This is a genomic window from Nocardia gamkensis NBRC 108242 (assembly GCF_001612985.1).
GTDB classification, from domain to species: domain Bacteria; phylum Actinomycetota; class Actinomycetes; order Mycobacteriales; family Mycobacteriaceae; genus Nocardia; species Nocardia gamkensis.
The window spans coordinates 1-13,218 of sequence record NZ_BDBM01000049.1 but is presented as its reverse complement, the minus strand read 5'-3'; the positions used below and the strand labels follow the sequence as shown (position 1 = coordinate 13,218).

Here is a 13,218-nt window from a genome sequence, read left to right as displayed (position 1 = left end):
GGATAGCAGCGAGGAATTTCCTCGGCTGCTATCCGCCGACCGCTCACCAGGGGCGCTGAGCGCAGCAAAGCTGTCCGCCTATTCCCCTCCCGCCTGTTGTCCTCGGCGCCCACGTGGACGACGTGCGCTGTCCGTGTCGGTTTCCGTCACATCCGGCTCGTCTTGAGCTGGCGGTGGTGGTGGCGAGGCGATGAACAGGTTGTCGATCGCTGCCTGCCGAGCGCGGACCTCTTTCTCGATGGCAGCACGGGCGGCGTTGGCCCTGGCCATGAGGTCGGGATCCTGCTTGGCGGCCTCAATATAGGCGTCGACAGCCTTGAAGCATTCCTGCTTCAAGGTGCTGCCACGCAACTCGGCGATCCAGGTGAGCTGGGCGTGCCTGGCGGTGTCGATACGGATGGCAGGGGTGATCTCCTTGCCTCCATCGGGTGTGGACATCGCTCCTCCTCGGTGCGAGCGGCCGGTAAGCGCTGGTGTGCTTACGGGAACGGCCGCAGGACACCGACGAGCTGCCGTCCGCGGGCGACCGACTGCTAGGGGATGGCAACGGTCGCTCCGGCGGAGGCATCGGTGACTCCTAAGAACCGTCCCTAGTTAATGACGCCTGCGTGTCGGGCTCAATCGTCCGATCGGGCGGCGCGTCGGGCGCGGCGATGACCGAAACGACATACCCAAACGCTGGCTGCGCCCTGTAGATCGCGCCGGCCATGGCGCCAAGTTTCCTGTTGTAGAACGCACCACATGCCAGCCACCTGCGCCCGGAACCGGGGCTGACGGGCCGACACGCGCCTGAATGGCCGGCCCAGCCCAACATGGGGCCGCTCGGGCGATACAGGGCGAAATCCGCGCCGGGGTGCGGATCTGCGCTCTCGTCCTACATCGTGAGCGCCGCCTGGTCGCAGATGCGTACCTCTGCTTCACTGATTCGGTGCCCTCAGCCAGCGCCACCACCCGAATCCGCACACTCGACGGCCTCCACCTTGCAGCTACCCTCGTCACTCCCCAGCAACCAGCGGCGCGTGCCGTCCTGCTGGTACACGGCGGGGGCGTCACCCGCGAGGAGGGCGGCTTCTTCACTCGCCTGGCCGCGGGCCTGGCCGATGTCGGCATCGCCTCGCTTCGCTTCGATCTTCGCGGTCATGGCGAGAGCGAGGGCCGACAAGAGGATCTGACGCTTTCCACCATCCTGAACGACATCCGCGTCAGTCTGGCGCACCTCCGAGAGGCCACCAGCGCGGACGAGCTGAGCCTCCTCGGTGCGAGCTTCGGCGGTGGCATCTGCGGCTACTACGCCGCCAAACGTCCGGACGAACTGGCGCGGCTGGTCCTGCTCAATCCGCAGTTCGATTACAAGAAGCGAACCATCGACTCCCGGCCGTACTGGACGGACGACGTCATCAACGACGAGGCTGCCCGCGAACTGAACGAGACCGGCGCCATTCAGTTCACACCGACGCTCAAGCACGGCCGTCCACTCCTGAACGAAGTGTTCTGGCTGAAGCCGAACGAGGTGCTCGGCGAGATCAAGACACCAACTCTCATTGTCCACGGCAATGCCGACACCTTGGTGCCGATCGACGGCTCGCGCGCCGCGGTTTCTCAGTTCACCGCACCTGTCGAACTGGTGGAGATCGACGGTTCACAGCACGGCTTCGCCGTCCATGATGATCCGCAGTATCTCGAACCTAAGAGCCAGGAGTACCAGGCCGAAGTCATCGGCATCGTGGCGCAATGGCTACGGCATTAGGACGTCGTTGAGCATCCGGACACTCGGCCGGTTGCGCCACGGGTCGAGTGCCCGCACAACTTCGACCACCACGTTCATGGTGCGCTCGGATCTGGTTTCCCTGGCGACAGTGACCGCCGTGGCGGCAACGGTCGCCGCTTCATCGGGTTCACCGCCGAGCGCCAGCGCCTTGGCCTGCCGAGCCCCGAACAGGCCGCTGTCGCGCTTGGAGAGGGTGCCGCCCGCCAGCACATCACCGAACAGTTGCACCGCCCGGTGTGGCTTGCCCGCTTCGGTATAGCAACAGGCGGAGCGGACGAGCAGTGTGCCTTGATTGAAGTAGGCTCCGAGCCCGTCCCCACCGGCATCCTCGGCAGCAGATAACAACTGCTGGGCGTGACCGAGATGCTGTTCGACCGCGGTCAGCGGTTCGCCGGTCATGGCAAGGCCGAGTGCTTCCTGCTGTACTACCTCAGCCTGAGCACGAGGCGGGAGCTGCCACGGTCCGGTGCTGGCGGCCTGCGCCAGGGACAGCACGGTGCCCGCATCCTGCGTGTCGTAGGCCATTTGGGACTTCTTGAGCAGGACGTAGCCCTGGAGCGGCAAGCTGCCCGCCGCCTGTGCCCATTCCATTGCGCGGTCGTACAGGAACGTCGCGGTCAGCGGATCGTGCAGGTCGCGGTAGAGCCAGCCTGCAAATTCGGCACCATCGGCCCCGACCTCCAGCAGCTGACGCCGGACCTCAGGCTTGGCATCGCGACTGTGTCGGCGAATGGCCCCGAGGACACCCAGAACCAACGGGAGCGCCGCCGCAGGACCAAGAGTGCCGTCGTCCGCCTTGCATCGGACGAGCTGCTGGCGGAAAAAGTCCGCCACAGGCCCGTCGAAGTAGCGATGCGCATTGTCCAGCGCCGCGCCGACACGCTGAAGCTCGTCGGCATTACCGACCGGAGGAGCGTCGGCTCCATCCGAAGCCAACCAGCGAGCCAGTAGCAGGGCATTCTCACTAGCCCCGCGCGAGATAGATGGCTCCGCTGCCGTCACACCACCAACCGGCGATGGCATTTTGAACCACAGCAGCTCCGCCGGGATGCCAAGGATCTGTGCCCACCGCACCAACTTCGAGAGCTGTTCGGGGGCCGGGCCTTTCTCGATTCGGCTGAGCTGCGCCTGGGTCAGTTCGAGCCAATTGGCAACAAGCTCCTGCGGCAGTGGTCGGCCGTGGTACGGATGCGTCCGATAGGCGAAGATCACGCGGCCCATGTGCCAGGTCGCGAGGGCATCGCGGATCTGGTCGGTCTGCCAGAAATCACTGGAAACGCTCGGCGGCTGTTGCCGCTCACCGCGAGATGCAGATTCGCAAGGGGCACAAAGAGGTTTGGGGTTGTAGCGATTCAACCTGGAACCGCATCGGGCGCAGTAGCGCTGCTCCTGGGATGCCCGTTTCATGTTTGTTTCCCCTGGGGTCTCTTGGGGTTGGTACGCCGTTTGCCCTGGTCGCGTGACCGTACCAGGGCTTCGCATTGGCCGCTATACGTTTCATACATAGCGCGTATACCCCCGCGTCGTGGCCGTTTTTGCGCAGTCGGCTGACCCTTACCCAGTCACCCAAAGGTCCACTAGGGAAAGGGGTAGACCGTGGCATTGTCCCTCGTCGTTCCGATTTTCGGGCCACCCGCCGCTGGCAAAACAACCCTGACACTGCGTCTCGGATCGGCATCAGGGCGCCGGGTGTTCCGGCTGCGCGAGCACGTCTCCAAGGAGGTGCTGGCCGCGACGGCGACCAGCAGCGAACAACTCGGCTGGATCGACGAGTTCACCGTGGCCGAGGCGCTGCGCTCCTACTTCAAAGCTGCCCACGATGACCCCGACGTCCATACCGTCCTGCTCGACAACTTTCCGGGATCGGCCAACCAGGTCGACCAACTCCTGACCACGCTGTGGATGCTCACCCCGACGCCACATATCGAAGCCATCGAAGTGGTCACGGACGTAAGGACGCTCAAGCAGCGGGCCAGAAACCGCAAGGTCTGCCACCGCTGCGAGCGTGACCCGATCTCCGATCCGCGGCTGCCGGCGATTCCGAGCAGCGACGACCCGTGGCAGTGCGCCCACTGCGGCAGCCTCTTGCATCCCCGGCGTGGTGATTCACCCCGGCTGCTCAAAGCCCGGATGCAGCGCTACCACCACACGGCAGCCGGAATCCGAGCGGGCTTTACCGATTCCGGGATCACCGTCACCCAGCTCGATACCACCAACACGATCGACGGAGCAGCGGAACTGCTTGCCCCTCTTCTTATCTCACGGAGCAGATCACTATGACGACCGTCCCCTTGCCAACGCCCGGCCTCCGAGGTGATGGCTACGGCCACGCCCGCATGCCGCGGCGGATCGGCCTCCCCGCGCCAGAGCGCATCGACCGCGTGGCCTACGGCCGATTCCGTAACGTCTACCTCTACATCACCGAAGCCTGCCAACTGCGCTGTGAGCACTGCTACATGGGCGAGCGGCTGGAGCGGGCGCTCAAGATGCCGCTGCCGAAGATCGCCGAGACGCTGACCACCTGGCGCAGGCTGGGCGGCAGCAAGCTCACCCTCCTCGGCGGCGAACCGACGCTGCATCCGTACTACTGCGAAGCCGTGCGACTCAGCCGCCAGCTCGGCTATGAGCACGTCATTACCACGACGAATGCTCAGAAATCCGCGCTCAAGAAGTTTCGGCAACTGGCACCGGACGACTTCGCGTACGTGCAGGTCAGCTTGGACGGCGGCAGCCGGGAGACACACGACGCCGTGCGCGGCGCTGGCACTTTCGATGACGCGATGGAGACCACGCGCGAACTAGCCGAGCGTGGTTTCGACACCCGGATTATCTGCACGGTGAATAAGGCCAACGAACGAGACGTATTGCAGCTGCTTGACATCGCGGACGTGCTGGATGCGAGCCTGGTGAAGTTCCACGTCTTCTCGACCATCGGCACCGGCCACGGCAATGCCGAGATGGCGATGACGCCACCGGAATGGGTGACGTTCTGCGATCGGCTCAATCAAGTTGCACCGGAATACAAAACGCGGGTCTGGTACCAACCGACCTACGCCCGGCGCGACCAGATGGAGCGCTACGCGGCCGAGGGCTACCAAGGGTGCATCGGCCGAACGTTGGACCGGATCTCGATCTTTCCGGATGGCCGCTGCTACGTCTGCTCGTACCTGTTCGACACCGACCTGTACTTCGCCCAGATGGTCGACGGGCATGTCCAGCTCAACCACAACACCAACGAGTTCGATCTGTTTACCAGCGCGCTAGCCGAAGGCTCCTGCGGCGGCTGCAAAGTCAGCGCGTGCATGGGCGGTTGCCCCGCTGAGGAGCTGGTGATGGGCAAAGCCTCTTGCGAGGCATACGACGACATCGTGCCGGTCTGCCGCCTGTGGAAGTCCAGCGCCAAACCCGAAGAATGAGGAAACCGATGGACGACATGGACCGGATCGCCGAAAACCTGTGCTGGATCGACTGGAACGACATCGATGACGTTGAACTCAACTGCCGCGAGGCTTTGAACGAACTCGCCGCCGAACCCCGGATTGTGCGTGCACGGCTCGATGAACTGCCCGACCGGCCCGAACTACTCACCCTGTGCGAGCACTACGACATCCTCGACAAGATCGTGCTGCATACCGATGACGAGCACGGCGTGCGTATCCGGCTGCACGTCTTCCTGCCCGGCTACTTCGACCGGCCGCACAACCACCGCTGGTGCTATGCCAGCCGTATCCTGCGTGGCCGGTATCGGCACTATTTGTTCGGGAATGCCGAGGTAGACGAGCACATCGAGCCCATGAAACTGCCAGTGTTGCAAGCGCGGGAGGAGCCGGTGGGCACGACCTACGCCCTGCACCACACGATGGTTCACGCTGTCGTGGCAGAGCCGTACACGGTGTCGCTGGTAGTCCGCGGCCCGGCGGTCAAAGACAAGTTCCTGGTGATGGACCGCAAGACGGGCGAGGCGTGGTGGCAGTACGGCGCGACGCAGGAATCGGCAGAAGATGCGCTCCGCAAGCGGATGACGCCTGCCAGGCTGCAAGAAGTCATCGGCTGCCTGGACGAGTGGCAGTTGTTCTAGCTGCGACGGACTGCGAGCGCGAGGCGATGAACGCTTGCAGCTCGGCCAAGGTCGGCAGCGGGGCACTCTGGTGTCGTGCACACCGAAGCGCCCCGCTGGCCGTTCCAATCAGCATGCCACGATGCATCGTCCATCCGGACCGCAGGCCGTAGAGCAAACCCGCCGAGAAGGCTGCCCCTGCACAATGGGCATGCCGAACTTCCACTGGGAAGCCGGGCATGGACACCGTTTCCGACCTGATGACGGAGACCAAGGAGAACGCTCCCCCCGTCGCAACCACCCAGGCCGCGCCGGTCTGAATACTTCGGATCTCCGCCCCATGGTTCACTACCGGAAACGGGGGCAGGTTCCACAGCTCCGCCAGCGCCAGGTAGCTGATGCACACCACCGGGCCGGATTGGAGCGTCATAGCGCTACCAACCGTAGACCGAGAACGGTGTGCCCTCGGCGATGTGCCGCATCGCGGTGCGGCAGTAGTCGATCATGCGATCCGGCGGAGCGTCGAGCGCGAACCAGTCGAGCGCGCTGCACTTATCGGGCTCACAATTCGTCGGCTCGCCCTGCCAGTTCGTCACGGTGAAGAAGATCGCCATACGGCCACCGGACGACGAGTTGTGCATGATGTGGCTGAACTGCACATCTTCCGGCCTGATCGTCACGCCGATCTCCTCGGCGGCTTCGCGGATCAGAGCGGTGACGACGGATTCGCCAGCCTCCAGGTGGCCGGCGGGCAAGTGCCATGCGCCGTCCTCGAACCCGGTGTTGTAGCGCTGCCCGTAGAGGACGGTGTCACCACAGCGCAGCACCAAGTGAACGTCGCCAGTCACCTTGTGCCGCTGTGGCTTTGCATGCTGGATCGTCTCGGTTGCCGTACTACTCATAGATGCTTCCTTTCGTTTAGATGTTGTCGTTGATGCCGCGTCCCGGTGGCTGAAGCTCATGAAGCGCCCCGAGCCTAATCCGCGGCTAGCTTGCCGAATATGTGCCGGACGCATACCCGCAGGGCAACCGCCGGTATAGAACCGTTCGGCCACCCGGACCAGGCTCGACCCTGGGACCGCCGTGTAGCGGCCCGGTCGCCAACGGGAGGAACGGGGAGATGATGAAAGACCTGCGGCACATCCACATCGGGTCCGGTGCGCTGCGGCTGGACTATCAAACCGGCGCCACACAGGCCAGGAACGTTGCCGATGAACTGGCGCAGTACTGTCCGAGGCTCACGATGACCGTCGATGACAACGTGCGGGAAGATCTGCCGCTCCTGCCCTACGCGGCGCTCCGGGATTGATGCCGATGGCTACGCCAGAACCTCTGAACCACAGAACCTTTGTCCAAGCGGACGGCATGCTGGCCGAATTCATGTGCCAAGTGCAGTTGCTTGATCTCACTGTGAAACGCGCCAGGGAACTGCTGTATATCCACCGCCACCACCATCCGGACGAATGCATCGTGCATCTGGAGGCGGCGTACATACTGTTGATCGAAGGCGGTGACTGAGCGATGTCGCCGGCCGAGAATCTGAACGCTGGTGTGGAGTACATCTCCAAGCAGATATGTGTGTTCAACGAGTAGATCACCGGACATGAGCTACAACCGGCCTTGGCCGAGTTGGATGCCGTACAAACCGGAGCTACGGTCGTGCAGCGAGGTGAAGAACCCGGTACAGCCGCGATGCTGGCACGAAATGTGCTGAAGCGGCAGCTGCCGGAAACAGAACTCGCCACCCGAAGAGGTGGCGAGTCGCTGAAAGACCTTTTGGTGGACTTCGTAGGAGGTTACGCCAGGAAGGATTACCTACGGGATCGCTTCCAGGCCCTGAAGGATCGCCTTGCCTCTATCGTACCGCGTCACCCCAAACCCGTTGCGCCGCATCGTCATGCGCTCAAGCGCCGGGTAAGCCAAGACGAACGCGCCCAGATCGTTGCCAAGTACGAGAGCGGCATCAGCTCCAACCAACTCGTCACCGACCACAAGCTCGCCAAGGGGACCATCCTCAAAATCCTCCGTGAGGAAGGCGCGAGCATCCGCCGCCAAGGCCTCAGCGACCGGCAGGTAAGTGAGGCCGTCGACTTCTACCGCTCTGGTCGTTCCCTCGCATGGATCGGCGACAAGCTCGGCTTCAGCCCCACCACGGTCGGCAAAGCGCTAATTGCCGCCGGTGTGAGCCTTCGTGATCCGCATGGGCGGGAGCGGTGAGATTACGGATTAAGGTCACCACTTTCGAGCAGTTTGATGTAGGCGGTGACGTGCATGATTGCAATGACAGCGTTGATACGCGAGTATTGACGCCTACCAACAGCATGAGCGCTGGCATGTCGGCTGTAGGCGCGGGGCACCTCATCTCCGCGACTGGCCCAGAACTCGGTGAACGAGCCCCAGATGCCTCCAAAGACAATGCTAGCGCGAAATGGCAAACTGTTGAGATCTAGCCGATTTCCTTGATGGGTCACTAGTCTTCGGTCGGTACCATCCAGGGTTTCACGCAGCATAGTGTCAAGCAGATTTGCCGCTAGGGCCTGCCCACCTTCGGTGAAACCCGCTTCCAGTGAATCTATCGCCTTGAGGGCAAAATCTCGATAGCTCGTAAGCTCAGAGTCATCTACTGACACAAGATTTGACCGACAGGACTTCAAAATAGACTTCCAGTGCCGACCCAGCAGCCTACGGCGCTCCTGTCGGGTCGATGCGTCAAACAATTTTTGAAGTAGGTCTGCATCAGGTACCCACCCCAGGGCAAGCCCCTCATCAAGGATCAGCAGCTCAAGATCCAATGTGTCGTCAAACTTCGCACCACGCCAATTTGGAGGAAAGTATGAATCTACTATCTTCTGAAATGAGCTGAGATCAAGAATGCTCTCGAACTGCCGCCGCTGCTCTTCATAAATGCGCTTAAAAGCATCCAGACTAGCCGTGTCAACCTGGTGTCGCAATACCAGATTTTGCAAATTTTGAGTAGGTCCAAACAGGCGGGAATAGTCAATACTAAGAGCCGGTAGGTCGAGATGAAATTTTGGCATATTAGCCGTCAATGATCGCGATAGATCAATAAGCGAACTTGTCCTGGCGGAGTTAATCCGTTCGATCGCATCAGTCAACGGCGACTCGAACTTTATGATCGGAAAAGGGAACGTCAACTCCGGAAGCTTCATGCCGGACATTTTAGAAATAATCGACTTGCGCATCTCTTCAAAGGCCCGCATCTCTTCGGGCGTCAGTTTGCGCGTTGTCTCATCTGATGACTCGTTTTGTGGATCAGTCATGCCAACTTCCTGCTCTTATTTTAGCACCGTCGTTATTCCACGAAAATCCACGAGGCGAAGCTTCCAAGCGATCTCATGCGCTCATTCCAAGGCATGCCAGCCTGACCACGGCCGTAATCCCTCAAAACCACGGATAGACCTCAGTCGAAGTTCGGTCTGCTCGCGCCACTCCGGATCAGCCTTCACCGCCTGCATCGCCATCGTCGTCATCCGGAACTCCCGGATGTCCCGCAGCAGGTCGAAGCCCTCCCACGCCGTGACGTCATACCCATATACATCGCGGAACTCGCCGTACTGTTTCGCGCTGATCCAGCCGAACGACGACCACTTGATCGCCGTATGTACCAAGTCCCACTCCGGCGGCCCGAGCGATGTTCGCTCCAGATCCAGCAGGATCACCCTGCCGTCATCAGCGGTCACAACATTGCCGACCCAGGCGTCACCGTGAATAACACACCACGGCAAGCCATTTGGCAGCTCGTCCCACCGCTGGCGCAACTCCGCCAGGTGCTCGCGCATCCAATGCCGGTCATCGTCAGGCAGAAAATTTGCTCCGTCGATCCGATCCTCCAACCGGACGAACGGCGCGAGCGTTCCCAGGTCGAACGTCGTTGGCGGCGCCAGGTCATGAAGCTTCTTCAGTGCACCAGCCACCTGCGCGGGCCTGCCGTGATGATGGGGCGGCAACTCGCGCCAGAACGTGACGGCTCGTCCGTCAATATCCACTGGCTGTTCGATACCCGGCACGACCTGTACGGCATCGACACCTGACGCCCCTAGCCAACGGGCGACTATCACTTCACGCAAAGCGGCAGCCTGTTGTCCCGGCCGGCTGATCCGTACGACCACGCCACCAGGAAGCCGGTAGATGACATTTTCGCCGTGTCGCAGAAGTTCAGCGTCGACCGGATCAACTCCAGCCACAAGACAGGCTGACCGAAGGACCGCGGACGCATCGCCTCCGGTCGTCTCGCTCATACCCCTGCCACGACACTGTCGATGCGCGTCCGCAGTTCGGCGGCTTCCGTCACCGTTCGATGTTGCTTGGAGTACCTCGCCAGTTCCCGCAGATCATCGGCAGCCCGGCGTGAGCGGATATGCCCCGCGTCGACCAGCGCGGCATTGCCAAACGTGGCGGCTTCGAGCGGATCACCAGTTGCCATGGTGAGCGACGCCAGTTTGATGCCGGAAATCGCACGAGACCGAACATACGTGTCGGTATGTCCGGTGACAGCAGTCTGGAGCCGCTGCTTCGCTTCGGTGGCAAACCGGCCCTGTACGGCCAGATCAAACAGGGCATGACCAGTATCGCCTGAGTGCTGTGCGGCGTCGTAGTACGACATCCATGGCGGATCATCCTGCGGCGAGGCCTGAGAAAATGCGTCGTCAGCTTGGCCGACTGCCCACATTGCCTCTTCGACACGGTGAAGTTTCGCTAGTGCCCGGGCTCTAGCGGACTGCAACATGGCACGTTCGGTTGCTGTCAGACGATCCGAGCGCACCATCGCGAGTTCGATGTAGGTCAGTCCATCGTCAGGATTGCCACACCAAACGGCTTGGCGGGCCATCGAGGACAGTACCTTGCCTCGAAGATGCCAGTCGCTCGCTTCTTCGGCACAGGTCCAAGCCAGACGGAACATACTGCGAGCATCGGCATGAGCGTAGGCGTCGAAGGCCATAAAGCCCGCTGTGTGTCCGAGGAAGCCGACGGCACTTTGAAGTTCGGCTCGGTGTCGGTCTGAGCAGTGAGCGTTCAGCAAGCTGACCGCGTAGCGAAGTTGCGCGCCAACCGCTTCACGAACAAGCCCGCCGCCGTAAGCGTGATCCCAGGTGCTGAACTCGCGGGCAGTTCGGCGGATCTGTTCAATTTCAGTGGCGCCCACCGTCGACGGCACGGGCGTGGGCTGGATCGTGCTCAGTAGCTCCATCAGCGGCGCAGCAGCTCCGGCGGCCGTGACACCAAGCGCGGCGCGGAGAAAATCTTGGCGCTTCACATCATCGAGGGTAGCGGCGGACGTACCGGGCAGCTTGAACCACAACAAGTCTCCAGGGATACCAAGGACCTGGGCCCATCGGATCAGCTTCGACAGGTACTCGGGTGCCGGCCCCTTCTCCACACGGCTGAGCTGGGCTTGCGTCAGTCCGAGCCAGCTGGCGACCAGTTCCTGCGGCAGTGTTCTGCCGTGGTACGGATGTGTCCGATACGCAGCGATAACCCGGCCCATGTGCCACGTCGCGAGTGCATCGCGTATTTGGTCTGACTGCCAGAAACCGAACGGGACTTGCGGCGGGTGTGCCATCTCCTCGCGAAACGTGGCTTCGCAGGGGCCGCAGAAGGTCTGCCCGTTGTAGCTGTTCAGCCGGTTGCCGCAACGTGTGCAATACCGCTGCGGTTTGGGTGCCCGCGTCATCAATGCCCTCGGTCCGGTCGGGTCATGCGCCGTTTTCCCTGGTCGGGCGGACATTACCAGCGGTTGGACACACGGGCTATACGTTCCATGTATATCGCATAACCGCTGGTCATCCGGCGTTATGGACGGCATCACCGACCGACGCGATACGACGCGCGTATGCCCGGAATGCATGGGGGCGGTACAGGATACGGCATATCGGCGGATTGGCCCGATCGGCAACGGTTGAACCTGGCACCCGGTACCAAGCCGACGCCGTCCCCTTGGGCGGCGCACCCGCCCCGGTGAGCCGGGCAGGTGGCGAAAGCCCTTGGTACTGGGTGCCTCTGGCCACATCACTTCGAGAGGTACCAGCCCATGCCGTACAGCACGCTCGCCATCCACCAACTCGCCAACATGACCGAGCAGGAAACCCATCTGGCTCCGGATGCACCGTTCACTGTCCGACAGGCGCATACCGTGATGCAGTTTCATGTGGCCTGCCGCGCCAAGAAATGCCCGCGTAAAGCGGCAGCGCTTCAGGCTCTCAGCGACGCCGGCCGGGTCGTGCCCTCCACGAGCAAACCCCGGTGAAGGGTCTTGTCGCTGTGATGACCGAGCTGCCCTTGTTTCCGAACGCCGAGCATCTTCAACGTGCCTTCCGAGGTGACGTGGTGACGTCGCCGTTGGTCAAGCTGACTGACGCCGCCTCGGCCATGATCCCCGTGCACCACAAGCGGCGCGACGCTATCCGCAAGCTCAACGAGCCGGATTTGTTGTCCTCCAACGCTCTTCGGCAAATGGTCAAGAACTACAACGCCGCCGAAGTTCAGCTGGCCACACTCGCCGCTGCGATTGACCAGATCGTGGCCTCGGTACTCCGCAGTCGAAAGCATGTCGCCGGGGTCTGGCACACCGAAACTGTCGGCTTGGTCGTTTCGCGCTTGGCCGAGCTTTGGCTGAACTATCTGGACAGCCAAGCACACGAAGACGCCTACTGGGTGGCTCGGATGAGCGACGCCTACAACTGCCTGGTCGCGGAGCTGACAACGGGGCGGCGACTGCCGCCGGATATGTGAGCGGGGGTCGCAGTGCCAGAACCCTTGAACCACAGGACCTTCGTCCAAGCTGACGGCAAACTCGCTGAATTCATGTGCCACGCGCATCTGATGGAGCTGACCGTCCTGCGGGCTCAGGAACTGCGGGAGATTCATCGGCGCCACCACCCGGATGAGTGCGTCGTGCACCTTGAGGCGGCGTACTTGCTGCTGGTCGAGGACGACTGCTGAGTGATGGGACTCTTCGTCTGGATTCTGTGGCCCGGCTCGGTGATCTTCACGGCAGTGCTGTGTTACCGGGTTGGGGCGTACTGGAGTTCGGACGAGCATCCCGGTCGGCACCGGGCGGGGAGGATGCCGAGCCAGAATCCATGGGACGAGGAGTACAGCGAAGAGGAAGAAGATAAGGGCGTCCGGCGACTGCCACCTCTGCCGGTGCGCTGGTGGAGTGATGAGGATGATACGGAGGTATTGCCGATTGTGGAGGATGATGAGCTATAAAACCATTCCCAATTGATAGGGGCCGTATCGCATCCGCGATACGGCCCCTATTTTGGTTGTTTACGCTTTCCCGATGGAGCAGAGTCGTCCGACTTACCCGGTCAGCCATTTCAAAGTGTCGCCTATTGACTATTTTTGTTTTTGTGATTAAATAGGAGTGTTT

Annotated in this window: 16 protein-coding genes; 10 read left to right on the top strand and 6 right to left on the bottom strand. The window is 61.9% G+C overall.

From position 1 onward, the window contains the following. Positions 1-78 precede the first annotated feature (78 nt). Positions 79-438 (bottom strand): hypothetical protein, encoded by a 360-nt coding sequence (locus tag NG1_RS28545; RefSeq protein WP_062975902.1) that lies wholly within the window; start codon positions 436-438, stop codon positions 79-81. 490 nt (positions 439-928) lie between these two features. Between NG1_RS28545 and NG1_RS28540 the strand changes: the two genes are divergently transcribed. After that, on the top strand, positions 929-1,747 hold the full coding sequence (locus NG1_RS28540; RefSeq protein WP_062975900.1) for an alpha/beta hydrolase: 819 nt from the start codon (positions 929-931) through the stop codon (positions 1,745-1,747). On the opposite strand, the gene NG1_RS28535 is transcribed toward NG1_RS28540, so the two are convergent. Continuing rightward, entirely contained in the window at positions 1,736-3,175 is a 1,440-nt protein-coding gene (locus NG1_RS28535) for an NsdA family TPR-like regulatory protein (RefSeq protein ID WP_210749986.1), read from the bottom strand. The genes NG1_RS28540 and NG1_RS28535 overlap by 12 nt on opposite strands. A gap of 282 nt (positions 3,176-3,457) precedes the next feature. On the opposite strand from NG1_RS28535, the gene NG1_RS28530 reads away from it, so the two are divergent. From NG1_RS28530 to NG1_RS28520, 3 genes are read left to right on the top strand one after another with little or no spacing between them, the layout of a single operon-like run. Then, positions 3,458-4,048 carry a hypothetical protein gene (locus tag NG1_RS28530; RefSeq protein ID WP_245660102.1) on the top strand — a complete coding sequence of 197 codons (591 nt, stop codon included), beginning with the start codon at positions 3,458-3,460 and terminating at the stop codon, positions 4,046-4,048. Continuing rightward, positions 4,045-5,184 (top strand): radical SAM protein, encoded by a 1,140-nt coding sequence (locus NG1_RS28525; RefSeq protein ID WP_062975896.1) that lies wholly within the window; start codon positions 4,045-4,047, stop codon positions 5,182-5,184. Before NG1_RS28530 ends, NG1_RS28525 begins: the two co-directional genes overlap by 4 nt. Before the next feature lie 8 nt (positions 5,185-5,192). Further along, the gene (locus tag NG1_RS28520; protein ID WP_245660101.1) at positions 5,193-5,846 is read left to right on the top strand and encodes a hypothetical protein; all 654 of its coding nucleotides are present in this window, start codon (positions 5,193-5,195) and stop codon (positions 5,844-5,846) included. 413 nt (positions 5,847-6,259) lie between these two features. Here the strand turns inward: NG1_RS28520 and NG1_RS28515 are convergent, their stop codons facing one another. Continuing rightward, entirely contained in the window at positions 6,260-6,880 is a 621-nt protein-coding gene (locus NG1_RS28515) for an NUDIX hydrolase (protein ID WP_245660100.1), read from the bottom strand. A gap of 65 nt (positions 6,881-6,945) precedes the next feature. Between NG1_RS28515 and NG1_RS28510 the strand changes: the two genes are divergently transcribed. From NG1_RS28510 to NG1_RS37075, 3 genes are all read left to right on the top strand, one after another. After that, the gene (locus NG1_RS28510; RefSeq protein WP_062975890.1) at positions 6,946-7,134 is read left to right on the top strand and encodes a hypothetical protein; all 189 of its coding nucleotides are present in this window, start codon (positions 6,946-6,948) and stop codon (positions 7,132-7,134) included. 5 nt (positions 7,135-7,139) lie between these two features. Then, positions 7,140-7,343 carry a hypothetical protein gene (locus tag NG1_RS28505; protein ID WP_062975934.1) on the top strand — a complete coding sequence of 68 codons (204 nt, stop codon included), beginning with the start codon at positions 7,140-7,142 and terminating at the stop codon, positions 7,341-7,343. Between the two features lie 102 nt (positions 7,344-7,445). After that, complete coding sequence (locus tag NG1_RS37075; RefSeq protein ID WP_157114280.1) at positions 7,446-8,042, top strand: hypothetical protein; 597 nt, start codon at positions 7,446-7,448, stop codon at positions 8,040-8,042. 2 nt (positions 8,043-8,044) lie between these two features. Here the strand turns inward: NG1_RS37075 and NG1_RS37070 are convergent, their stop codons facing one another. The 3 genes from NG1_RS37070 to NG1_RS28490 form a co-directional block, all read right to left on the bottom strand. Then, positions 8,045-9,106 (bottom strand): hypothetical protein, encoded by a 1,062-nt coding sequence (locus NG1_RS37070; RefSeq protein WP_157114279.1) that lies wholly within the window; start codon positions 9,104-9,106, stop codon positions 8,045-8,047. Between the two features lie 81 nt (positions 9,107-9,187). After that, positions 9,188-10,084, bottom strand: coding sequence for a phosphotransferase family protein (locus tag NG1_RS28495; protein WP_084499257.1), 897 nt, complete (start codon positions 10,082-10,084; stop codon positions 9,188-9,190). Then, entirely contained in the window at positions 10,081-11,517 is a 1,437-nt protein-coding gene (locus tag NG1_RS28490; RefSeq protein WP_245660099.1) for a helix-turn-helix domain-containing protein, read from the bottom strand. The genes NG1_RS28495 and NG1_RS28490 overlap by 4 nt, the downstream gene beginning before the upstream one ends. A 357-nt stretch (positions 11,518-11,874) precedes the next feature. Between NG1_RS28490 and NG1_RS28485 the strand changes: the two genes are divergently transcribed. The 3 genes from NG1_RS28485 to NG1_RS28475 all read left to right on the top strand — a co-directional run bounded on the left by NG1_RS28485 (position 11,875) and on the right by NG1_RS28475 (position 12,785). Next, positions 11,875-12,090 carry a hypothetical protein gene (locus NG1_RS28485; protein WP_062975884.1) on the top strand — a complete coding sequence of 72 codons (216 nt, stop codon included), beginning with the start codon at positions 11,875-11,877 and terminating at the stop codon, positions 12,088-12,090. A gap of 17 nt (positions 12,091-12,107) precedes the next feature. Continuing rightward, the gene (locus NG1_RS28480) at positions 12,108-12,575 is read left to right on the top strand and encodes a hypothetical protein (RefSeq protein ID WP_062975883.1); all 468 of its coding nucleotides are present in this window, start codon (positions 12,108-12,110) and stop codon (positions 12,573-12,575) included. A 72-nt stretch (positions 12,576-12,647) separates the two neighbouring features. Then, positions 12,648-12,785 carry a hypothetical protein gene (locus NG1_RS28475; protein WP_245660098.1) on the top strand — a complete coding sequence of 46 codons (138 nt, stop codon included), beginning with the start codon at positions 12,648-12,650 and terminating at the stop codon, positions 12,783-12,785. Positions 12,786-13,218: the final 433 nt, after the last annotated feature.